This window comes from Mucilaginibacter sp., from assembly GCF_025359345.1.
Classification (GTDB): Bacteria; Bacteroidota; Bacteroidia; order Sphingobacteriales; family Sphingobacteriaceae; genus Mucilaginibacter.
In genome coordinates this window covers 348,486-370,586 of record NZ_JANYGQ010000036.1, presented here as the reverse complement: position 1 = coordinate 370,586, position 22,101 = coordinate 348,486, and the positions used below count along the sequence as shown (strand labels likewise).

At 43.5% G+C, this 22,101-nt stretch carries 20 protein-coding genes; 11 read left to right on the top strand and 9 right to left on the bottom strand.

Annotated features, from left to right (window positions below; all coding sequences use genetic code 11):
- Positions 1–204: 204 nt before the first annotated feature.
- The 6 genes from Q0R52_RS27135 (at position 205) to Q0R52_RS27110 (ending at position 5,245) form a co-directional block, all read left to right on the top strand.
- A complete protein-coding gene (locus tag Q0R52_RS27135; RefSeq protein WP_295801302.1) occupies positions 205–1,356 on the top strand; it encodes an NAD(P)/FAD-dependent oxidoreductase in 1,152 nt (383 codons plus the stop codon).
- 318 nt (positions 1,357–1,674) lie between these two features.
- Positions 1,675–2,238 carry a sigma-70 family RNA polymerase sigma factor gene (locus Q0R52_RS27130; RefSeq protein ID WP_295801300.1) on the top strand — a complete coding sequence of 188 codons (564 nt, stop codon included), beginning with the start codon at positions 1,675–1,677 and terminating at the stop codon, positions 2,236–2,238.
- 11 nt (positions 2,239–2,249) lie between these two features.
- Entirely contained in the window at positions 2,250–2,525 is a 276-nt protein-coding gene (locus Q0R52_RS27125; protein WP_295801299.1) for a hypothetical protein, read from the top strand.
- An 82-nt stretch (positions 2,526–2,607) separates the two neighbouring features.
- A complete protein-coding gene (locus Q0R52_RS27120; protein ID WP_295801296.1) occupies positions 2,608–2,856 on the top strand; it encodes a hypothetical protein in 249 nt (82 codons plus the stop codon).
- A 77-nt stretch (positions 2,857–2,933) separates the two neighbouring features.
- Positions 2,934–3,512: a peroxiredoxin family protein gene (locus Q0R52_RS27115; RefSeq protein ID WP_295801294.1), complete on the top strand. Its 579-nt coding sequence runs from the start codon at positions 2,934–2,936 to the stop codon at positions 3,510–3,512.
- 149 nt (positions 3,513–3,661) lie between these two features.
- Complete coding sequence (locus tag Q0R52_RS27110) at positions 3,662–5,245, top strand: hypothetical protein (RefSeq protein WP_295801292.1); 1,584 nt, start codon at positions 3,662–3,664, stop codon at positions 5,243–5,245.
- Positions 5,246–5,248: 3 nt separating this feature from the next.
- Here Q0R52_RS27110 and Q0R52_RS27105 read toward each other — a convergent pair whose 3' ends face one another.
- Genes Q0R52_RS27105 through modA form a run of 3 tightly spaced genes read right to left on the bottom strand, consistent with a single transcriptional unit; the run spans position 5,249 to position 7,305 of the window.
- Positions 5,249–5,866 (bottom strand): ATP-binding cassette domain-containing protein, encoded by a 618-nt coding sequence (locus tag Q0R52_RS27105; RefSeq protein ID WP_295801290.1) that lies wholly within the window; start codon positions 5,864–5,866, stop codon positions 5,249–5,251.
- Positions 5,863–6,534, bottom strand: coding sequence for a molybdate ABC transporter permease subunit (gene modB / locus Q0R52_RS27100; protein WP_295801288.1), 672 nt, complete (start codon positions 6,532–6,534; stop codon positions 5,863–5,865). The genes Q0R52_RS27105 and modB overlap by 4 nt, the downstream gene beginning before the upstream one ends.
- A gap of 24 nt (positions 6,535–6,558) precedes the next feature.
- The gene (gene modA, locus Q0R52_RS27095) at positions 6,559–7,305 is read right to left on the bottom strand and encodes a molybdate ABC transporter substrate-binding protein (RefSeq protein ID WP_295801286.1); all 747 of its coding nucleotides are present in this window, start codon (positions 7,303–7,305) and stop codon (positions 6,559–6,561) included.
- Positions 7,306–7,548: 243 nt separating this feature from the next.
- Here modA and Q0R52_RS27090 point away from each other — a divergent pair, with 243 nt between their 5' ends.
- The 3 genes from Q0R52_RS27090 (at position 7,549) to Q0R52_RS27080 (ending at position 12,403) form a co-directional block, all read left to right on the top strand.
- On the top strand, positions 7,549–9,030 hold the full coding sequence (locus tag Q0R52_RS27090; protein ID WP_295801284.1) for a glycoside hydrolase family 30 beta sandwich domain-containing protein: 1,482 nt from the start codon (positions 7,549–7,551) through the stop codon (positions 9,028–9,030).
- An 83-nt stretch (positions 9,031–9,113) separates the two neighbouring features.
- Entirely contained in the window at positions 9,114–10,343 is a 1,230-nt protein-coding gene (locus Q0R52_RS27085) for a cellulase family glycosylhydrolase (protein ID WP_295801282.1), read from the top strand.
- Positions 10,344–10,498: 155 nt separating this feature from the next.
- Entirely contained in the window at positions 10,499–12,403 is a 1,905-nt protein-coding gene (locus Q0R52_RS27080) for a 7TM diverse intracellular signaling domain-containing protein (protein WP_295801280.1), read from the top strand.
- A 268-nt stretch (positions 12,404–12,671) separates the two neighbouring features.
- Here Q0R52_RS27080 and Q0R52_RS27075 read toward each other — a convergent pair whose 3' ends face one another.
- The 4 genes from Q0R52_RS27075 to Q0R52_RS27060 form a co-directional block, all read right to left on the bottom strand.
- The gene (locus Q0R52_RS27075) at positions 12,672–14,543 is read right to left on the bottom strand and encodes a M1 family metallopeptidase (RefSeq protein WP_295801278.1); all 1,872 of its coding nucleotides are present in this window, start codon (positions 14,541–14,543) and stop codon (positions 12,672–12,674) included.
- A gap of 134 nt (positions 14,544–14,677) precedes the next feature.
- The gene (locus Q0R52_RS27070) at positions 14,678–15,088 is read right to left on the bottom strand and encodes a VOC family protein (protein WP_295801277.1); all 411 of its coding nucleotides are present in this window, start codon (positions 15,086–15,088) and stop codon (positions 14,678–14,680) included.
- Between the two features lie 5 nt (positions 15,089–15,093).
- Positions 15,094–16,401 carry a sugar porter family MFS transporter gene (locus Q0R52_RS27065; RefSeq protein WP_295801275.1) on the bottom strand — a complete coding sequence of 436 codons (1,308 nt, stop codon included), beginning with the start codon at positions 16,399–16,401 and terminating at the stop codon, positions 15,094–15,096.
- A gap of 109 nt (positions 16,402–16,510) precedes the next feature.
- Positions 16,511–17,698, bottom strand: a complete 1,188-nt coding sequence (locus tag Q0R52_RS27060) for a hypothetical protein (RefSeq protein ID WP_295801273.1) — start codon at positions 17,696–17,698, stop codon at positions 16,511–16,513.
- A gap of 92 nt (positions 17,699–17,790) precedes the next feature.
- Here Q0R52_RS27060 and Q0R52_RS27055 point away from each other — a divergent pair, with 92 nt between their 5' ends.
- Positions 17,791–18,879, top strand: a complete 1,089-nt coding sequence (locus Q0R52_RS27055) for an acyltransferase (RefSeq protein ID WP_295801271.1) — start codon at positions 17,791–17,793, stop codon at positions 18,877–18,879.
- Positions 18,880–18,912: 33 nt separating this feature from the next.
- On the opposite strand, the gene Q0R52_RS27050 is transcribed toward Q0R52_RS27055, so the two are convergent.
- The gene (locus Q0R52_RS27050) at positions 18,913–19,095 is read right to left on the bottom strand and encodes a DUF3606 domain-containing protein (protein ID WP_252792734.1); all 183 of its coding nucleotides are present in this window, start codon (positions 19,093–19,095) and stop codon (positions 18,913–18,915) included.
- A gap of 252 nt (positions 19,096–19,347) precedes the next feature.
- Between Q0R52_RS27050 and Q0R52_RS27045 the strand changes: the two genes are divergently transcribed.
- The gene (locus Q0R52_RS27045; protein WP_295801267.1) at positions 19,348–21,357 is read left to right on the top strand and encodes a patatin-like phospholipase family protein; all 2,010 of its coding nucleotides are present in this window, start codon (positions 19,348–19,350) and stop codon (positions 21,355–21,357) included.
- Between the two features lie 105 nt (positions 21,358–21,462).
- Here the strand turns inward: Q0R52_RS27045 and Q0R52_RS27040 are convergent, their stop codons facing one another.
- Positions 21,463–21,870, bottom strand: coding sequence for a response regulator (locus tag Q0R52_RS27040; RefSeq protein ID WP_295801265.1), 408 nt, complete (start codon positions 21,868–21,870; stop codon positions 21,463–21,465).
- Positions 21,871–22,101: the final 231 nt, after the last annotated feature.

Here is a 22,101-nt window from a genome sequence, read left to right as displayed (position 1 = left end):
AAAAGCATGGCGGCTTGACTCACCCCGGCATTGCTTCGCTTGCCGACCCTCTCTGCTACGCAAAGAGGGTAAGCTTCAATTTTTGCAAAATAAAGAGCCATGGCTCGGCCTATATTCTAGCGCGGGGTTTCAACCCCGGGATGCAATTAATTTAAAATGTTCCCCTTTCCCAATCGTCTATCCATTAAACACAAAAACAACAAGGTGAGTATAATTAAAGATAAAAAGATAGCCATAGTGGGCGGCGGCCCTGGCGGATTAACCCTTGCCCGCCTTTTGCAAATACACGACGCCGATGTAACAGTTTACGAGCGGGATGCGAACCGCCACGCCCGCGCACAGGGTGCCACACTCGATTTGCATGATGAGTCGGGTTTAAGGGCCATCCGCGAGGCCGGTTTATGGGACGAGTTTATAGCCAACTACCGCCCCGGTGCCGACAGGCTGCGCATTATGGACAAAGCCGCCAATACAATTTTTGAGGATGATATAAACGGCCTGGCTGAACGGCAACGCCCCGAAATTGACCGTGGCCCGCTGCAAAATATCCTGCTCGATTCACTGCTGCCTGATACCGTAATGTGGGATAGCCATTTTGTGGCCATGCAAAAGCAAAACGAAGGTTGGGTGCTGGAATTTAAAAATGGCATTTCGGTTTATGCTGATGTGGTTATCGCGGCGGATGGCGCCAACTCTAAAATTCGGCCTTATATTACAACGATAAAACCTTTTTATGCCGGGCTTACTGCTATTGAAGGCTCAGTTTACGATTCAGCAAAAAACAGCCCTAAAATTCACACCTTATTAAATGGCGGGAAGATATTTGCCGTGGGCGACAGCAAATCGCTGATCGTAAGCTCGAAAGGTGATGGCAGTTTGGTGTTTTACCCCGGTTGTAAAAAAGATGAAAACTGGCTGCGCGATTGCGGCATTGATTTTACCGAAAAAGCACAGGCGCTTGCCTGGTTTAAGCAGGAATACCGGGGGTGGGACGATGTTTGGCAGGAGCTTTTTGAAAATGCCAGCACCTGCCTTATACCACGTCAAATTTTCAGCATGCCCACCGATCAAACATGGGAAACCCAGCCCAATCTTACCATGTTGGGCGATGCCGCCCACCTGATGCCACCCTATGCCGGGGAAGGCGTAAACATGGCTATGCTGGATGCCGTAGAGCTAAGCGAATGTCTTTTAAGCGATGAATACGACAGCATACATAGCGCTATTGTGGTCTATGAAATGCAAATGCGCAAACGGGCGTCGGCAACCACACAGGAATCTTTAGATTCCACAGCTTTGCTACATTCGCCGGATGCGATTGCTTTTTTGAGCCAGGTGATTGGTTCAAAGGCATAAGTTTTTACAATTATTGATCATCAGGCATTTATATTTTGCAATGAAAATAAAACACCTGACAATCAGCATGTTCCACAGCGTTCCGGGTGTTCCGCATAGAAAAACGGAACGCTTTGCGGGCGAATACTATACATCCAGCCCCAAGGAGTGGCCGCATCGGCGCAGGTCGCTGTCCTGCGCTAAACGCAAACCAGCCACCTGGTTCCGGCTTTTTTATTTTTTTTTGTAAGCATTTAGCTATATTAACGACTAAGCATCAATTGCGCGCTAATCAATTCGTTAAATTTGAATTGATTAGCGCAAATTGTGTTTTAATATATGCAGCATCAACTAAATCCGCACCAATGGGTTGCCGCCCATGCCGACTACCTCTACGGCTTCGCAATAACCCGTATTAACGACGACGAACTTGCCCGCGACCTTGTACAGGACACTTTTTTGGCTGCCCTGCAAAAAACGGCAGGCTTCCAGGGCAAAAGTTCTGAACGAACGTGGCTTACTGCTATCCTTAAAAATAAAATAATTGATGTGTACCGGAAAAAGTCGTCGGGACTGCAAAACATAACCGAAAAGGAAGTTGAGGACGAGCAAAACGATTTCTTTAACGCCGATGACGGGCACTGGACAAAAAGCAGCGGCCCCAAAGAATTTGGCATTGAAGACAGCGACAAACTGGTAAGCAAAGAGTTTGAACAGATAATGAAACGTTGCCTGCAAAAGCTGCCTGCATTGTGGATGTCGGTATTTACCATGAAGCACATTGACGAGGAACCAACGGAAACAATTTGCACCGAACTGAAGGTTAGCCAGGCAAATTTTTGGGTAATTATCCACCGCGCCAAAGTTAACCTGCGCGCATGCCTGCAACGAAACTGGATTTAAACATTAAAACTATGAGCTATTTGAAAAAAGTTATATATAACTGTAAACAGGCCACTTTCCTGATAGAAAAAAAGTCCATAGGAAAAATCACCTTCCGCGAATCTTTCGAGCTTCGTGTGCATTTATTGGGCTGCTCCTTTTGCCGCATCTACAAAAAGCAAAGCCGTATCATCAACCAGATGGTACAGGAACTGTTCCGCAGTTCGATGCACCAGGATTATAAGCTCGACGAAAATTTCAAGAACGAGTTACAGGGCCGGATTGAGGACGAACTGAATAAAAACTAAGCTCTTTTTTAAAATACTTTGTAAGGTTTATAATTTATGCCCGACTAACCGGGAAATACATAAAAAACTAAAAAAACAAAGTATGAAATCAATTATTTCGGGCGCGGTTTTAGCAACCGCCATTGTAGCTTGCTTATCATTAACCAGCCAGGCAAAACCGGTTATCCATTTATCTTCAACAACCGTTGCCCTTAGCGATACCGGCAAAATGGACAAAATGAAGAAAGACAAGATGAAGATGGACAAAATGGAGAAAAAGAAAATGGACAAAATGGACAAGATGGATAAAAAGAAAATGAAGATGAAGAAAGACACTTCAGGCAAAATGTGAGTTGTTTTGTTTTTGATTGAAAAGGGGGGTAATCCCCCTTTTTACTTTTACTCTAAAAAAATTATATCGTTAATAAAATGAAAAGATACTTACTTATAACCGTTGCCTTGTTTTTTACTATACAGGCTTCTGCTCAAAATGGACTTAAAGCGGGCGAAAAGGCCCCGAAATTTATAGCTACAGATAACGCAGGCAAATCAATTAGCCTGCCTGCATTACTAAAACAACATAAATCGGTAGTGCTGTTTTTCTACCGGGGCCAATGGTGCCCTTATTGCAACAAGCACATTCAGCAATTGCAGGATTCGTTACAACTGTTAACTGCCAAAGGCGCCTATGTAATCGGTGTGACTCCTGAAACAGGCGAAAATATCAATAAAACTATCGAGAAAACACACGCTTCATTTTCAATTATAGAAGACAAAGGCTACAAAATAATGAAAGCGTATGATGTTAATTACCGGGTTGACGACGCACTGAATGCCAAGCTTAAAAATTACGGCGTCGACCTTGAGAAAAACAATGGCAATAAAGACCACGTGCTGCCGGTTCCGGCTACCTATGTTATCAATAGCTCGGGCAAAATTGTTTTTGTACAATTTGATAAGGATTATACCAAACGTGCATCAATAGCATCTATTGCTGCAGCGTTATAACGTACATTAATTTCACGAATTGGATTCCATCATTATTAATCCAATTCGTGAATTTTCGAGCAATCCAGATTACTACTTTTTTACTACTTTTTCCAACATCCATTGCCTAAACTTTTCTGGAACTTTATGGCTGTATAAATGCCGTAATTATGATAGCCCCTAATCGTTTACCTGTTGCTTTAGCAGCAACGTTCGTATTTTCTCTTATTATATTTAAAGCCAATGCCCAACAATTAAGTTGTGATAACCTGCAAAGAATTATTAAAGTGGTTGCTTCCGACTCAGCTTTAACCGCCATAAGGGGAGCCGAGGTTGCTGATAAATACGATAAAGCCAAACATTATACCCCGATAGTTAGCCTTTGGGTTAAATCAAACGAATTTTCCAGTGAATTTATAAAGTACGATGATGACCGGCACACATTTGCATACAACACCATGGTTATTACCGAAGGTACATCAGGCAAAGGGGAAGCCAGGGGCATGCTTGCAGAATTTAGAAAATGCCTGGGTAACAACTGGGTTTTAAAAAACGATGTTAACAGGCTCGGCGACTCCGTATACTATTTAAAAAGTCCGGCTGATTTTGTGGTGATAAAAATTTATGCGTCAGACGACAATGATTTTGTCGAACTGTATAATGAAAGTAAAAAAGGCGATGAATGTATTTTAGGAAACTGCGATAGCAACTTTGGTGCGAAGCAATTTTTTAATGAAGATGTCTACAGCGGCACTTTTATAGAAGGCGGCGTAAGCGGAATGGGCAGCATGAAATTTTATAGCAATGGCAGTACCTACCAGGGCTCGTTTATCGATGATCAAATTGCCGGCTATGGAAGCGTTTACAACGAAAAAAATGAATTGGTTCAATCGGGTATATTTTTTAAAGGACAGGTGGTGGCTGTTGATACTACTAAAAAGGGCTGCCAGTTTGGAAATTGTGAAAACGGCTTTGGGCTAAAAGTTATGGATGGTGGTTACTATGTGGGGAATTTTAAAAATAGCCTGTTGGATGGACTGGGCGAACTGGTGCTTTATAAAACCTATTACTATGGCAATTTTACAGCCAACCAAACCAACGGCAAAGGAATATTGATTAACAAGGAGGGTGACTATATTTTTGGCGACTATAAGAAGGGAAGGCTCTCCGGCGAGTTTGAATGGGATTACATCAACAAAACATCAAAAGAGGCAAATGCTGAAACCGGCAAAGGCAGCTTATTTGACGAAGATAACATTTTGATAAAATCGGGCACATGGGCGCACATGCAGGATGCCGCGTTTACTGAGAATACAGGCGCAGATTATATTGAGCTGCAAGCCTTTGTCAAAGCATTAAAAGAGTTTTATGGGTATAGGGCAACTGGCTATAAACAAATACGCGGCGAAGAAAATAAGATGCTGAAATTAATGGGCGCCGAGGGATATAAAAGCAAGGTGTTGTTCCGCGGTATGTATGGGGCATACATCAGCACTGATAAAACACGGCATTATTATGTGCGATTGGATTTATCCGGACCAAGCACCGATAAGGCAAAAGCCATAGCCATGTACAACAAATATTATGTAAACTTCGCTTACGGCGTAGGCAGCCGCTGGACTGCAGTTACCGATGACGGTGCTGCTGATGCAGTTAAAACGAAGGCTAACGTTGTACTGCAAAACATGTTCGATAAATCAAAAATCATCAGTCTTTCAATAAACGGCAGTAATGTAACAATGGAGATACATTAAAACTTAGCTAATATTCATTTCCATTTTTGTTAACCCATCCAACTCCTGCGGATTATGGGTAACTATCAAAACTGTCGTTTTCAGTTCCTCAAAAACCGTCTTCAATTCGTTAATTAAAGCTGATTTACTTTCCGGGTCAAGCGCTGAAAACGGTTCATCCATCAGTAAAAGTTTTGGTTTGATGGCCAAAGCTCTTAATATAGCCAAACGCTGTTGTTGCCCACCCGAGAGGTATTCGGGTTTATGAGTAGCAAACGGCCCCAACTTCCCAATGGCTAACAGCCGGTTTATCCATTCAGTATCAGTTGTGGCATATTCCAGGTGCTGCTTCACTGTCATGTTGGGGAACAATGCATAGTCCTGGAAAACAAACCCGGCCATCCGTTTTTGAGGCGGCAGGTTGATTTTGCTTTCGGTATCAAACCAAACGACATCATTGACGATAATTTTGCCTCTTTCGGGTTCGGTAAAGCCGGCAATGGTTTTTAGCAACGTGGTTTTACCCGCGCCAGATGGCCCATAAATTTTAGTAATACTTCCCGCTGCAAACTGTTGTTTTATTTGCAATATGTGTTGCCCCTTGTAGGACTTTAGCTTTTTTTCAATATCGATGCTAATCATTCCAAAGGGCTTTTTAACTGATATTTATTGAATATGAACACCGCTATCACCAAAACAAAAGTAATAGCAAAAAGGATGAGCGAGTAAACATTGGCTGTATGATAATCCATTTGCTCAACCGAGTCATATACTGCTATTGACGCTACGCGTGTAACTCCGGGAATATTCCCCCCTATCATCAGCACCACGCCAAATTCGCCGAGTGTGTGGGCAAATGTCAACACGACTGCTGTCAGCAGAGATGGCTTTATATTTGGCAACAGCACTTTTACAAAAGTTTGCCACCTGCTTTTACCCAAACTGTACGAGGCCTGCGACAGCGAAGCCGGCAATTGCTGCAGGGCCGATTTTATGGGCCCTATCATGAAAGGCATACTATAAATAATAGATGCCAGTACCAGTCCTTTAAAGGAAAACACAAACTGTACATCGAACGTTTTTTGCAGCCACAGTCCAATGCCATGCAGGGGACTAAAAGCCAGCAATAAATAAAAGCCCAGCACCGATGGTGGCAAAACCAAAGGCATGGTAATAATAGCCTCCAGTGCAATCTTAAAAAACGACCTTCCCCGCGATAGCCACCACGCCACCGGCAAGCCGATAACCAGCAACAGCAGTGTGGTGATTGCTGCTAATTTTAGGGTGAGGTAGATAGGGGTGAGATCCATTAAAAAAAGTTCTTTTGTCTTGTTCTACTGCACCTTATAACCAAACTTTTTAAATATCGCCTTCGCAGGCGCACTCAGCACATATTGGTAAAACCTCTCTGCATCAGCATTATCTGCGGCATGCTTCAGCAATATCATTCCCTGTTCAATAGGGGCGTATAGTTTGGAGTCGATAACTTTCCAGTAAAGTTTAGTTTTGTTCGCCGGGTCATCAACCAGCGCCTGGGTGGTAAAACCAACATCAACCACGCCAGTAGCAATATAGGTATTTACCTGCGATATGCTTTCGCCGGTAACAATTTTTGATTTCACATCACTCAGTATTCCTTTTTTATTCAGTGCTTCCTGCGCTGCCTTGCCATATGGGGCGATAGCCGGGTTGGCAATAGCAATTTTTTTCACCCTCTCCGTTAGCAATAAACGCTCCCAGTTTTCAAAGCCTATATCCTGGTTACTGCAAATAATCAGACTCCCCTGCGCGTAAACCATCGGCTTTTTACTGCTGAATCCGTCTTTAAAAAGCGTTTCCGGGAAGTTCATATCGGCCGATAAAAACACATCGAAAGGCGCCCCGTTTTTAACCTGGGTTGTTAGGTTTCCTGATGAGCCAACAATCGGTTCAATCGCAATCCCGGTTTTGCTTTTAAAGTCCGCGCGCAACTCTTTTATCACAGCCTGCAGGTTGGCGGCGACGGCAATTTTTACGGTTTGCGCAAAAATCGGCGCTGTAAAAAGCAAGATGAGCACTAAAAGTAAATTTATTTTTTTCATTGGCATGGTATTAAATTGGTTGGAACTTGTTCCATTTCAATAGTGTACAAGTAACACAACGTTGATTTAACTTGTTATTAAAGCGTATCAAAAAAAATTAAAAAAGCACTGATATTAAATTAACCAAATGTATGCAAAACGTACTGGTTAGTATTATATTAGCAATATACCATCACCAATAAAAACCAACAGCGGCCGGTTGCTAAATTTATTAACAATTTATAATACCGCTGCTTTAATATTATGAAAAATACAAGGATAAAAAATGCACTCATTTTAACGTTAGCAGCAGGCCTTTTTTTAATGGCTGGCTGCAGCAAAAAAGATACGCCAGGCCAAACTGGTAACCCAATAGTAGATCCACCAGTAATACCACCTGTCGATGCAAAAACAGACGTGACTATGTGGCTTACCAAAGGCGACCAAAGTGCCCTTTTGGCCAAACAAAATATTGCGCTTTTATTTAGCACGGCAACCAATTCAAACACCACCATTGCGGTTGATACCACAATTACTTACCAGAGTATCGACGGCTTTGGTTTTTGCTTAACCGGCGGCAGTGCCAGCGTAATTAACAGCCTGCCCGCTGATAAAAAGGATGCCCTGCTGAAAGAATTGTTTGCAACAGACGATACACATATCGGCATCAGCTACATCCGTATTTCAATAGGCGCTTCGGATATGAGCGCCGGCGATTTTACTTATGACGATGTGGTATCGGGCACCGATGAAAGCCTAGCTCAATTCAGCATTGATAAAGAAAAAACCGACCTGATTCCTGTGCTGAAGAGTATTTTGGCTATCAATCCGCAGATAAAGATATTGGCCTGCCCCTGGACCGCGCCTGTTTGGATGAAGATAAACACACTTGGCAACAATGGCTTTACCGGCGGCAGCTTAAATACATCGTATTATGATGCCTACGCCAAATACTTCATCAAATACATACAGGCCATGAAAGCCGAAGGTATAACAATAGATGCCATTACGCCGCAAAATGAACCGCTAAACGCCAATAACAACCCGGCCATGGTAATGCAGGCCGATGAGGAAGCCAATTTTGTAAAAAATAACTTAGGCCCCCAATTGCATACCGCAGGCTTAACCACCAAGATTATAGTTTGGGACCACAATGCTGACCGCCCCGAATACCCGATAGCTATTTTAAACGACCCTGCCGCTAACCCCTATGTTGATGGCTCCGCGTTTCACCTTTATAACGGCAACATTAGCGCCTTAACTACCGTGCACAATGCTTACCCTGCCAAAAACCTCTATTTTACTGAGCAATACACACCGTCTACGGGCAGCTTTGCCGGCGACCTTAACTGGCATTTGGTAAACCTGATTATTGGCGCGCCAAAAAACTGGAGCCGCAACGTGCTGGAATGGAACATGGCTACCGATGCCGCTTACGGTCCGCACACCAACGGCGGGTGCTCTACTTGCCAGGGCGCTTTAACTATCAGTGGCTCAAGTGTTACACGTAATGTCAGCTATTACATCATCGCACATGCGTCAAAGTTTGTAAGGCCGGGGGCGGTAAGAATAGCATCGTCAGAACTGTCAGTAACGCCTAACGTGGCCTTTAAAAATACAGATGGCAGCAAGGTGCTGATTGTATTTAACACAGGCAGCAGCAATGCAACATTTAATATACAATTTAACAATAAGATAGTTACCAGCACATTGCCGGGCGGTGCTGCCGCAACCTATGTATGGTGATGAATTAGAGTCAAGAATCAAGAGCCAAGAACCAAGAAAGAAAAATTTAAGGAATTGCTTAGTATTAAAGATCGTTATAAACCATGAAAAAGTTAGTTTTCGTTTTGTTGCTTTCGGTATTAATGGGCCCGGCAGTTATTAAAGCCCAAACACAAAAATTCATAACCGTTAAAGGCAAGCAGGTAATCGGCCCTGATAACAAACCGTTTTTAATGCGGGGTACCAACCTCGGCAACTGGCTGGTGCCCGAGGGCTACATGTTTAAGTTTAAAAGCGTAAACTCTCCAAAGCTTATAAACCAGGCCTTATCAGAAATAATGGGCCCCGAAGATGTAAAAGCCTTCTGGAAAAAATACCAGGACACCTACATAACCGCTGCAGATATCCATTTTTTAAAGACTTCGGGAATGAACTCCATCCGCATCCCTTTTAATTACCGGCTTTTTACCGCCGAAAGTTATATGGGCGAAAACAACCCCAACCGCGGTTTTGAATTGCTGGACAGGGTGATTGGCTGGTGCAAAAAAGAAGGCCTGTATGTTATTTTAGATATGCATGCCGCACCAGGTGGCCAAACCGGCGACAATATTGATGATGGCTATGGCTACCCATTCCTGTTCAAAAGTAAGACCAGCCAACAACTAGCCATCGATATCTGGCACCGCATTGCGGCTCACTATGCCAACTCGACAACCGTAATGGGCTATGATTTACTGAACGAGCCAATCGCCACTTATTTTAAGGCTGACGAATTTAACCAATACCTTGAGCCGCTTTATCAAAAGATAACCAAATCAATCCGCCTTGTTGACAAAAACCATATCGTGATATTGGGCGGTGCACAATGGGACAGCAACTTTAAACCATTCGGTCCGCCATTTGATTCGAAATTGATTTACCAGTTCCACAAATACTGGACGGAGCCAATTCAGAACGTTATACAGGATTACGTTGATTTCAGCAACAAATATAATGTACCCATTTACTGCGGCGAAACCGGCGAGAATAAAGACGAGTGGGTAAAGACATTTAAAGATTTGCTCGAAAAAAATAACATTGGCTGGCATTACTGGCCTTATAAAAAACTGGACAATACTGCCGGTATCATCACATTTGAAGTACCGGCCGGTTACGACAAAGTAATAGATTATACAGAGAAAAACCGTACCACTTTCGAGGACATCCGTAAGGCAACTCCTGAAAACCGTGAAGAACTGGTTAAAGCTTTATATGGCTTTTTAAACAATTGCAAGTTTGAAAACTGCAAACCAAACAAAGGATATATGGAAGCGCTGGGATTTAAAGTGCCATAAGTATGGCTTTTAGATGTTTTAATTGTACTATTTACCCTTAATAGGATTGTAAAAGTAAAAATGTTAACATTGCGTACCAACCTGAACCTGCGCAACTAATTTATTGAGAAAACGTATACTAAATAAACCTAAAGCGTTACTAACCCCCTGTGCGCATGAGTAAATTTTTATTGAGATTTCTTCTTTCTGCCCCGTTTTTGCTCTGTTTTGCAATTACGACAAATGCCCAGCGTGCTGTCATCATCAGCGACACGGCTAAACAGCAAATTTTCAGGCACGACCAGCTTTATTACCTGGAAGACCTTCATGGCACTCTTACCATAAATGATGTAAAAAGCGCCGGCTTTGAGGCCAAATTTAAGGTTAATCAAACCGCCACTCCGACCACTACGGACCCAACCCCGGCTTATTGGTACCGGCTTAAAATAAGACATAACCCGCAATCGCATAACAACTGGATAATCGAGTTTTTCGACCAGACCATAGATAGTATCGCTGTTTACGCACCTGATAAAAAAAACAATTACAAAGCAACTTTGCTGGGCAGCAGCAGGCCGTTCCAGGCGCGTTTTTACCAGCATAAAAACTTCACCCTTAATCTCGATAACAGCATACCCGGCGAGCAGGTATATTATGTCCGCATCAAATCGCACCAGCCGGTAAACGTTATCATGGTGCTGCGCTCGGTAAGCTGGTTTATCACTTATGCCCTCGAAGAATATTTTTTCTTCGGTGTTTTTTATGGGATGATTTTGGTGTTCGGTCTGTATAACTTGATGATGTTTATTGCCATGCGGCAAAGGCAGTATTTATACTATGTGGCCTACAACCTCAGCATAGGTCTGTACGAAATGTGCGCCGACGGCATTGCTTACCAATATGTTTGGCCCGGTTCGCCGATTTGGAACCATAATGCCTATGGCATTGCTTTGTTTTCGGCCAGTATTTTCTCGGTGCTGTTTACGCAAAGCCTGCTCAATTTAAAAGCAAACGCACCAAGGCTTAATAAATTGGTTTGGTGGGTCATCGGGTTCCGAACCCTGTATTTTGTGCTATGCCTCACCGTTAATCCTAATTGGTTCAGCTATAAAATCATAGAGATCGTGCCGCTGTCGCTTGCGCTTTTTACCGGTTGTTACGTGCTGATAAAAGGTTACCGGGCTGCCCGTTTTTTTGTGATTGGCTACTCGTTTTTGCTAACCGGCTTTGTTATAAAGGCCTTGATAGCGCTAAACTTATGGTGGCTGCCGGTAACAGCCGCCAACTATTACAGCCTCAGTTTTTGCTTTATTATGGAGATGGTATTTATATCGTTCGCCATAGGCGATAAAGTGCGCCTGCTGAAAAAACAGCAGGAAAAAGCGCAACTGCAGGCCATAAGGCAGTTAAGGCTTAACGAGGACCTGAAAGATACCCTGAACCGCAACCTTGAGGCACAAGTACAGGAACGTACTAAAGAACTGGTTGAAAAATCATCCTTAATAGAGCACCAGAACGAAGAACTGAAAGAAGTAAACATATTATTGCAGCAACAGGCCGAAGAAATTTCGCGGATGAACGTATTGCTGGAGAAGGACAATACCATCCTGCACCAGGATATCGAAAAAATCAGCCACGACCGGGTGATGTCTACCGAGGTAGATTTCGAAGAGTTCAGCAAGATCTATCCCGACAGGGAAACCTGTTTCAAATTTTTGTCGGACCTAAAATGGGATAAAGGTTATAATTGCCGCAAGTGCAGCAACACGCATTACGGCCACGGCCATTTGCCTTACAGCCGCCGTTGCTCCAAGTGCGGGTACGAAGAGTCGGTTATTGCCTATACCATTCTGCAAAACACGCGCATCCCTATCAACAAGGCGTTTTACATGATATTTTTAATGTATTCTACCAACGGCAAAATATCATCGCATAAATTATCCGAGATCCTCTCCATCCGCCAAAGCACCTGCTGGGCATATAGTTCACGCATAAAAAAGGTAATGGAAGCCCGGAAGAAAGAGATTAAAAATGCAGGAGATAAAGGTTGGAGCAAGTTGATTGAGCAGTCGGAGGGGTAGAATAAATGAAGTTGCCCATTACGAGAAATTCGGCTAAAGCCGGATTTTGTTTACCGTTACCCGTCGGCTAAAGCCGACGGCAATGAGTAAACGCAACCTGCAATTTTATTGCCGTTGCTTTTAAGCGACGGACAACATATACCAAACCCAGAGGCTTTAGCCAAAGATTCGACGAGCATATTTGATTCGACTGGGAACATCGTTTTACAAAAAAGCCCCGGAATTTTATCCAGGGCATATTATTTCTAATACAAAAACAGCGCCTCGCTTATTTTGCAGCCGCAACTGCCGGCCAGGTATTATTTTTCATATCGGCATCCACAAAAATGCCGCCGTCAAGCGTTACTGATTTTACTTCTTTCCCGGTTTTAATTTTTACGGAGATGTTTTTCTGGTCCTTTTCCCAAACTATAGGGGTTTGATGGATGGTTTCTGTTGTGCCGTCGGTATAAGTCACAATGGCATCAAACGGCACTGCAAAACCACCGATGTTTTTTATGGCCAGGTTATATCCGCCTGATGTTTTTTCAACGTTATCCAGGCTCAAATCGATGTAGTAAGGCGTGTAAAACCAGTTGTAAAAAAACCAGTCGAGATTTTTACCCGAACCGCTCTTCATCGAATTAAAATAATCCCATGGGATCGGGTGTTTGCTGTTCCAGTTATTCATGTAGGTATGCAACGCTTTTTTAAACAGTTCGTCGCCCAGCATATCTTTTAAAGCCAGGTAGCTTAACGATGGCTTACCATAAGCATTGTTACCACCACCAAATGTTACCTCTGGCGATGGGGTTATTATCGGCATTTCCTTGGCATGCGGGCCGTGCGTCCACCTGTTAACGCGGAACTGTTTGTAAAACTCATCAGCTTTCGCTTTGCCATTTTCGGCAGTGCCTATCAATAATTCAAAAGTTGTGGCCCAGCCCTCATCCATAAAGGCATAACGACTTTCGTTGGTGCCCATGTAGAAAGGGAAGTAGGTGTGAGCTATCTCATGGTCCTGCACCAGCTGCGCAAATGTCAGGTCTTTGGTGTGGCTGTCGTTTACCATCATTGGGTATTCCATATCGGCAAATCCTTGGAATGATGTTGTTTTTGGGAACGGGTAGGGCACGCCCGGCAGGTTGTGCGAAAACCAGTCGAGCGTGTTATGTGCAAACTTCACATACTCATGAAAATCGTTCGAACTATCGGCGAATGCTGCTTGTATGGCGGTGCGGCGCTGTGTTTTGTCATCAACAATAACGCTTGCGGCATCCCAGTCGTAATGATTGCTGACGCCCAGGGCCACATCAGATATATTGGTGGAATTCCATTTCCAGGTATTGGTGGCGTTTTGGGCCGTAATGTTTTTAGCGGCAAGGTCCTGCGCGGTAGCGATGTGTATGGTCTCGTCGCTGGTCATTGAGGCCTGCAGGCGTTTAGCAAATTCGGGTTGTAAAACCTCGTTGGGGTTTTGCAGGGTACCGGTTGCCCATACCAGGTAGTTTTTAGGCACGGTTACGCTCAAGTTATAGTCGCAAAAGTCGTTATAAAACTCAAGTCCACCGGTGTGCGGCTGGGTGTCCCATCCTTTGTAATCATCGTAAACTGAGACCCTTGGATAAAAATACGCAAGGTAATAACTGGTAGAATCAATAGCACCGTCGCGCCCTTGTCCGCCAGCCAGGTCGTAATGCCAGGCGATGTTCATTTTTAATGAATCATGCGGCATCAAAGGCGATTTTAGGTCGACCATCTGGTTGGTGGTAACGGCTTTTTCGTTATCCCAGTCGGCTTTGGTGCCGTTTATTTTTATATCGTCAACCTTAATACCAAGGGGGGCGTTTGCTGCGGTAGCCGTTCTGCCGCGGTGAACGTTTACGATCAGCTTCATGTTAAGTCGGCGTAATGTATCGGGGCTGTTATTAAAATAAGTGATGGCTTCAACGCCGGTAATGGTTCTGTTTGGCGGCGCCATGCTTACCGATATATCGTAGCGGGCGTGGTTTTGCCAGTACTTTTTACCGGGTTTACCATTCAATGAACGGGTGCCTTTATCAAAGGCCTGCTTTATTTCGGGCGGCATGGTTAGTGTTTGCGCATTGGCAAACATAAACGCCCCGCAAAGTATTGCGGCAAGAGTAAATGATTTTAACATGGTCAGTTTTTTTGTTGATAGTAAAATCAAATTTATGAAATTATTGGCGGTTTAGTTTTTGTGATTGTTTTGTATCAAAACCATTACAAAGTATACCGGAGGACGGCCAGAACAGGCAGTCCTCCGGTGTACATTTACAGTATTTGATTAAACTCAAGTCTTTCGCCATCTGGGCCGGTGATGTTAAAATATTTACAACCTTTCTGCCAAAACGGAAGGAAAACGGGGGCAGGTTCAATAAGCTGGTAACCATTGCTTTTAAGCGTTTCAAAAACTGTGTCAACGTCGTCCACATCAAAAGCGATATGGTCTATATGGCCATCCTTCCGGGTTTTAATATCGCCCAGTAATGATGAGGGTAGCTGGTATATTTCAATGATCATATCTCCCCGTTGCATCATGGCCATAACGCCCTTTTCTCCATTCATTACAAAATCCGAAGCCATTACATTTTCAAACCCCAGTCCCTTGTAAAACGCCGCAGATCGTTCCATATCTGTTACGGGAATCCCTAAATGCTGAAACCCTTTGATTTTTATCTCCATAATTACTAATGCAACACGATGTTACTCCCCATGTCCTCCAATGCAACACCCTTAGTTTCGGGCATCATTTTCCATACGTACAGCAGTTGCAGCACCATCATAAAGGCAAAAAAGCCGAATATGTACGCACCAGGCACATTAGCCGCAAAATATGGGAACACCTGCGCCACTAGCGCGGCAAAGGCCCAATGTGTTAAACAGCCAAACGAGGTTCCGCTCGCCCGCACCGAATTTGGAAACAACTCCGACAGGAACACCCATATAACAGCTCCCTGCCCAATGGCGTGTGCCGCAATAAACACAAATACATAATATACTATCATGCTATGGTCGGTACCATTGAAAGAGAACGCAATAAGCGAGAGGGAAAGGATATATCCAAAGGAGCCTATATACATCAGCGTACGGCGGCCAAACCTGTCGATTAAATACCAGCCAGTTATAGTGAATATTAAATTAACCACACCAATACCCACTGTTGACAGCAAGGCACCACTGCGCTGGATGCCGGCCATTTCAAACACCTTTGGTGCAAAATAAATAATGGCATTAACGCCCGAAAGCTGGTTAAAAAACGCAATTAAAAATGCCAGTACTAAAGGCTTGTAAAATTTTTTGCTGAATAAAGCTTCTTTGGTCGACGAAACAGAATTTTTTATTTGGTCGATCATGGAATCGGTGGCTTCTCCGGTAAGCAGCAGTACTTGTTTGGCAGCAGCATAGTCCTTTTTATAAAGCACCAACCAGCGAGGTGTTTCGGGAGTAAACAGCATCAGGGCCGAAAATACCAGGGAAGGTATTGCCACTACACCAAGCATCCAGCGCCAATCGTCCACGCCGCCAAAGCCCTGTAATAAATAGTTGGATAAATAGGCCACCAAAATGCCCGCTACAATGTTCAGCTGAAACGAAATTACCATGCGACCGCGGTATTTGGGCGGCGCAATTTCTGAAATATACACCGGTGCCACCACTGAAGATGCGCCAATAGCCAAACCGCCAACAAACCTAAAAAACATAAACAAATAAACTCCGGGCGATAGCGCTGCGCCCAGCGAGGTGATGAAAAACAGTAATCCTATCCAAAGCAGCGTTTTTTTACGGCCAATTTTATTTGCCGGGATATTACCTAATGCCGCTCCAACCGCTGTGCCATATAGCGCCATTGCAATAGCTGTACCATGCATCAGGTCGCTAAGGCCCCATAATTTTTGGATGGCTTGTTCGGCGCCCGAAATTACGGCAACATCCAAACCAAAAAGCAGGCCGCCTAACCCAACGGTTATTGACCACAGTACAAGTTTTTTATTCATAACGGTATTACAAAAGGTTTATCAGGATAACGAGAGCCAATATATGTTAATTCAAGCAAAAACATGGTTTTTTTGTAGAGACACAAAGATTGTTTCTCTACGGGTTTAATCATACCCCTTCCCGGTATTTCATGCTCATCAGTTTATTGGGTTGCAGGTACAGGTAATCATTTTTAAAATCAAGTATCATATTAAAGCGCTTCAGTAAATCGTTGCCGAAGTTATTGATCTCAAATCCGGCGGGATTTTTACCTGCCAAAATTGAGGTTGGGATATTGCTAAGCGCAATGTTGTTTATTTTTAACAGCGGTGCGAGCACTACTTTAATTTCAAATTTTACGCCCCGTGGGTTTTTCAGCACCGTTGTTTTTATCAACTTTAAATCAGCTGCGAAATTCCGGCTGGCGGCCCAGGCGCTGTCCAGGATGATAGCCTGGTCGGCGCCGGTGTCCATTAAAAAATTACCGGCAAATTTATTCCTACCAATTTCAAAGTTTCCTTTAGCTATAACAAATGAGTTTCTGAAATCCAGTTTTGATTTGGTGTAACCCTTCAGCTCCTTTGGCAATTTTGAATGGATTACAATAATGCTTTTATCGTAATCAATTTGCACGCATTTACCCTCAAAAAGGTTCCAGCCGAAACGGCCATCCATTTCGTGGGCGGTTAACGTTGTTACGCCAACCTCCGGGTTGTTCCAAACCAAATGGCCCATTTGTATCTTAAATACTTTGTTTATTTTATTATAATCCGGGTTGGTAGTGCCTGATAAAGCGCCGGGCTGGTTCGACAGCAATCTCGTCTTTTTCAGGATGGCATCCTTTGTTAACCTGAAATCCCACGACCCGGTATCAAAATGTATGGTTAAAGTATCAGTACCGTTAACTATAGCCTTTACCGCAATTGCATTGTAGGAGGTAAGTACAAACGGGATGGTATCATGCGCAGCAACATTGCTTTTCGCCGTGGCTTCCGGCGGTATGGCGCTGGCAATTTGGGTAAAGCATGAATCTTTTCCATTCAGCACCACCACAAAATTGAACCGGGTTCCGGGCTTTACTTTTACTTTGATGGAATCTATATCGGTATAAAAAGTAACCCACTTTGTTTTGCGCGTTCTGTCGGCAGTAAAAACATCCGGTTTAATTTTAGGCGAGAGTGACCAAGCATTTTTATCAAAATAGCCGCCATCGTTTATGGCAACGCTTTTTGACGTCGCTTTTATAACCGGCAATTTTGTTTGGCCGAAAACCGGCTGAATTAAAAAAAGCAGTATAAGGATACGATAGTTTTTCATGTGTGTTTCCAGGTGCTGCAATGTCAATAAAATACCGGGGAATTTTCATTTAAATTTACGTTATTGCGAATGCTGTAACAGGCGCAATAAAAATGGAAAAACCAGCTCCGGAAATACTTCAAAACAAACAGCATTTTGAAATCCTTGATGGCTTGCGCGGAGTTGCCGCACTTGCAGTAGTTACGTTCCATTTTATGGAGATGGCTTATTCCGATTATAGCAAAAATTTTATCGGTCACGGTTTTTTGGCGGTCGATTTCTTTTTCTGCCTGTCAGGGTTTGTTATCGGCTACGCTTACGATGACCGGATTGCCAAAATAGGTGTTTTAGAATTTTTTAAATCGAGGCTAATAAGGCTGCACCCGCTGGTTATTTTGGGTTCAATATTAGGCCTGTTCGCCTTCCTGTTCGACCCATTTGGCGGGCACCCGGAATTGTATAGCGCCGGCAAAATCCTTCTTGTTTTTATTTGCTCCGTTTTCATGGTGCCATTCCCGGTGGTTACCGATAGGGCATTCAATCTCTTTAGTTTCAATGCGCCGGCATGGTCGTTGTTTTGGGAGTATATTGCAAATATTGTTTATGCATTTGTGCTTTGCAGGTTAAGCCGCCGGTTTTTATTATTGCTGACCGTGATTTCGGCTGCCGCGCTTTGTTTTGTTGGCTATAGTGCCGGCAACCTGATGGGCGGATGGGGCGGACCGAACTTTTGGGATGGCTGCGCCCGGATTTCCTTTTCGTTTTTAGCGGGATTGCTGATTTATCGCTCAAACTGGATTATTAAAAATAAGCTGGGTTTTATTGGCTTAACAATGTTATTAGCCCTGGCATTTGTAATGCCATTCACTAAATGGAATTGGCTAACCGAGCCATTTGTAGTATTATTTTACTTCCCCCTGGTGATTGCTTTAGGCGCCGGGGCAATTTTAACCAAAGGGTTAAAAAAGCTGTGCGTATTTTCCGGTAAAATATCTTATCCCCTGTACATGACGCATTACGCCGCAATATGGATGTTCGGGAATTATTATGCAAGCCACAAACCCGGAACAGGCCACCTGGCGTTGATCATTATAACAGGAATTATATTATTGGTTGGTGTGGCGTATTTGATTATGGAGGGGTTTGATATCCCTGTAAGAAAGTACTTGACCGAACGCAGGAAGAAAACACTGGAAAGCTAAGCCGCCAGGTATTATCGCATCGAATATTCTATTCTACGATGCTTTCTTATTCAAATAATGCTCAACAGAGGTTATTGAACTACCAACAGCCAGTACCGCAGCCCTTATTTGTTCAGGCCTGACGTTAAACCTGCTAGCCCAATATTCAATTTCGTAATATTCGGTTATATCTATAATATTATGATTGCGGTTTATGGGTATGATATTATCTTCCATTGCAATGTGTATTTATTACTGTAATAACGTTTTAACAGGTAAATTAGTTTTATAATAAATATTCTCACTGGTTTTGAGCAGGCATCATTAATGTTATTCCATTTATTGCAGGGGCACAGTTGGTTCCAACTACAAAAATCAGGTGAAAATACTCAGGAAATTACCGTGTTTTTACGCTGGTAAATATCCTGTAGTTTTTCTATTATTAGCCTTAATTTCTTGATAATCATCCTGCTTTTCAATTAAAAAAATATGACGGACAACCCAACCCCCAATCCCGCATTTCAGCTTGGCATTTGTATGGCTGGTGCAGTTTCGGCAGGCGCCTACACCGCCGGCGTTATGGACTACCTGTTAGAGGCACTGGCCACCTACGAAAAAACGCGTGGCCAAAACGGCTTTCCTTCTCACAAAATTGAGATCCCGGTTATGGGCGGAGCCTCGGCAGGTGGTATGACTGCTATTATTACCGCGGCTGCTTTGCAGCAGGGCATTACCCCCGTAAAAGCACCATTGCCCGATCCGCAGGAGGAGCGCCCGGAAAACATCCTTTATCATTCGTGGGTTGATTTGACCGCCCGCGATATGTTCAGTAAAATGCTCGCTACTGATGATATAGGCAGCGATGTTGTTTCGGCACTTAACTGCCGGTTTATAGATGAGGTGGCGCATCGGGCCATCAGGCCCGATGGGGCCGTTGCCTGGCAGGAAATGCCGGATTTTTTCCCCCGTAAACTCAAATTGTTCACTACATTAAGCAACCTCGAAGGTTTTACCTATGATATAACTTTCAAATCGGATGCGCCGGGTACCCGCCACCCTTATTACATGCAGCTTCACAATGATTATGCCTGCTTTGAATTGCTAAGGCAGGGAGAGCAGCCAACTTCGGATGGGTGGATGCCGCTCAATATCAAATCGGGCGAAAACACCCGGGCCGCCATGGATGCAGCTATGGCAACGGGCGCTTTCCCGGTTGGCCTGCGTTCAAGGGTAGTGAGCCGGACCGAAAAAACAGTCAACAACAACCCTTTATATGATAATAAAACGATTAAGGCTATCCAGACGGACCGCGACCCCTATAACAGTCTGAATGTTGATGGTGGCATGATAAATAACGAACCTTTTGATAAAGTTAGGGAGGTGTTAGCGGTCATAACTGAACAACCGGATCAAAATGACTACGAAAGCTATAATAAGTTCAAGTCTACCATTTTGATGATTGCCCCTTTTCCAAGCACAAAACCACAGACCATAAGCCTTAGCGATAAACTGCTGCATGTTGTTGGCCTTACCCTTTCGGCTATGATTAGCCAGATGCGCGCCAAAGCCTCACAAATTAAGGACGCGATGAACCCTGACTGTGCCGGACAGTACCTGGTGGATCCCTCGCGTACCATCAACAGGGGAACGACAGAACAAAAAACAATACAGGGTGAACGGGCAATTGCCTGTGGCGCGCTGGGTGGCTTTAGCGGTTTTTTAAATAAGGAATTTCGTGTGCACGATTTTTTCCTTGGCCGGTATAATTGCCAGGTTTTTCTGCAGCAGTATTTTACAATCCCGGCAACCGGCTTGGAGGCTAACCCGATTTTTGCAGCAGGCTACAGAGGCGTTGATTTGACGCAGTTTACAGCAAAAGACGGGAGCATTCAGATTTTACCCGTAGGAAATGACGAAATTAAAATGCCGGAAATAAACTTTTGCGGCGGCAACAAACAATGGCCCGTTCAAAACTGGGACGCTATTGAACAATATAGCGGTGCGCTAAAAAGCCGTATCCAAAAAGTAATTTTGAATGTAACTGACTACAAGCCCGTTGCTAAATTCTTCCTGTTCATTGGGACCTTTATTCTTTTGCGCGGCCTGCTAACAAAAGCAATACTTAGCACTTTGAAAGAGGAATTTACCAGTTGGGGCTTGTTAAAAGGCTTTACGCCGCAACCGGTTATAGACCCCAAAACATTTCCGCTGGCTACCTTTGCTTCAACAATTACCGGAAATTTCAGGTACGTGGACGTAACCATTGACGGCAACCCGGTTCCGGTAACAGCATCAGGTATCTCCTATCAGCAAAACATCGACAATAAGGTACTAAAAGCCGTTTACCGTTTTTCGGGGGGCCCGGGGGATTACAATGTGTTTTTTAACTGCACCATAAATGGTGTGGCCAAGTCGGCAAAGGAGGGAGGACAGGGCATCCAGGGCAAAATCGGTCCCGAAGGTCATCATGAATTAACAGTGGAGGTTCCGCTGAGTTAAAATAACATATCTACACAGTGCCTTAACTGTGTGTGCCCTGAATTAATAATTGCTAGGTAAAAATCAAAGAAAGCGTTATAAACAACAAATAATTGTACCTGCCCGTTACTCCACCAAATTAAAAATCTTGCAGATTTTATCTGAAAATAAGGGCTTAATAATATAATCTTTTATAAATGGATAGTTGCTTGCACGAAGCTTGTCCTCGTCGTGCACTGATGATGTAAGCAGAAAAACTTCGCATTTCTCTTTCCCGGCCATGCTTAGGTATGTGTAGTTTTCTAAAAACTCCCAGCCGTTCATTACCGGCATATGCAGGTCGAGTAAAATATAATCGTAACCGAATGATGGCTGCGTAGCTTTTTTCTCCGCGATAAGATCAATGGCTATTTTGCCGTTTAAACAAGCAGTAATGTTTGAGTTTGCAAAGTATTTTTTGATATACCTTGTCGATATTAAATTATTCAGGTCGTCATCATCTATCAACAAAACGTTTATCGCTTTATTTTGCATATTTTAAATTAATTAGGGAGGGTTACGTGTAATAATAACACGAATGGAAGTTATTAATATTTTTTAATAAGTAACAACATTAATGCATGAATTAATTAAAAAGATTCGCTGTCAGCGTTTAGGTTAAATTTCTATTGCGTACGACTTAAATTGCAGCCTGAACCGTGGCGAACGGGTAATAAAAGTATGATATTTTTAATATCTGCGTAATTGTTCGCGTATCGCAAAAAC

Excerpts from the sequence above, each read along its gene's own strand:
- Q0R52_RS27070 (WP_295801277.1), bottom strand. The coding sequence starts at position 15,088 with ATGGAGATAAAAATCAAAGGGTTTCAGCATTTAGGGATTCCCGTAACA.
- Q0R52_RS27050 (WP_252792734.1), bottom strand. The coding sequence starts at position 19,095 with ATGGAAGATAATATCATACCCATAAACCGCAATCATAATATTATAGAT.
- Q0R52_RS27085 (WP_295801282.1), top strand. The coding sequence starts at position 9,114 with ATGAAAAAGTTAGTTTTCGTTTTGTTGCTTTCGGTATTAATGGGCCCG.
- Q0R52_RS27090 (WP_295801284.1), top strand. The coding sequence starts at position 7,549 with ATGAAAAATACAAGGATAAAAAATGCACTCATTTTAACGTTAGCAGCA.
- Q0R52_RS27130 (WP_295801300.1), top strand. The coding sequence starts at position 1,675 with ATGCAGCATCAACTAAATCCGCACCAATGGGTTGCCGCCCATGCCGAC.
- modA (WP_295801286.1), bottom strand. The coding sequence starts at position 7,305 with ATGAAAAAAATAAATTTACTTTTAGTGCTCATCTTGCTTTTTACAGCG.
- Q0R52_RS27115 (WP_295801294.1), top strand. The coding sequence starts at position 2,934 with ATGAAAAGATACTTACTTATAACCGTTGCCTTGTTTTTTACTATACAG.
- modB (WP_295801288.1), bottom strand. The coding sequence starts at position 6,534 with ATGGATCTCACCCCTATCTACCTCACCCTAAAATTAGCAGCAATCACC.
- Q0R52_RS27125 (WP_295801299.1), top strand. The coding sequence starts at position 2,250 with ATGAGCTATTTGAAAAAAGTTATATATAACTGTAAACAGGCCACTTTC.
- Q0R52_RS27040 (WP_295801265.1), bottom strand. The coding sequence starts at position 21,870 with ATGCAAAATAAAGCGATAAACGTTTTGTTGATAGATGATGACGACCTG.
- Q0R52_RS27105 (WP_295801290.1), bottom strand. The coding sequence starts at position 5,866 with ATGATTAGCATCGATATTGAAAAAAAGCTAAAGTCCTACAAGGGGCAA.
- Q0R52_RS27055 (WP_295801271.1), top strand. The coding sequence starts at position 17,791 with ATGGAAAAACCAGCTCCGGAAATACTTCAAAACAAACAGCATTTTGAA.
- Q0R52_RS27080 (WP_295801280.1), top strand. The coding sequence starts at position 10,499 with ATGAGTAAATTTTTATTGAGATTTCTTCTTTCTGCCCCGTTTTTGCTC.
- Q0R52_RS27060 (WP_295801273.1), bottom strand. The coding sequence starts at position 17,698 with ATGAAAAACTATCGTATCCTTATACTGCTTTTTTTAATTCAGCCGGTT.
- Q0R52_RS27065 (WP_295801275.1), bottom strand. The coding sequence starts at position 16,401 with ATGAATAAAAAACTTGTACTGTGGTCAATAACCGTTGGGTTAGGCGGC.
- Q0R52_RS27110 (WP_295801292.1), top strand. The coding sequence starts at position 3,662 with ATGATAGCCCCTAATCGTTTACCTGTTGCTTTAGCAGCAACGTTCGTA.
- Q0R52_RS27045 (WP_295801267.1), top strand. The coding sequence starts at position 19,348 with ATGACGGACAACCCAACCCCCAATCCCGCATTTCAGCTTGGCATTTGT.
- Q0R52_RS27075 (WP_295801278.1), bottom strand. The coding sequence starts at position 14,543 with ATGTTAAAATCATTTACTCTTGCCGCAATACTTTGCGGGGCGTTTATG.
- Q0R52_RS27120 (WP_295801296.1), top strand. The coding sequence starts at position 2,608 with ATGAAATCAATTATTTCGGGCGCGGTTTTAGCAACCGCCATTGTAGCT.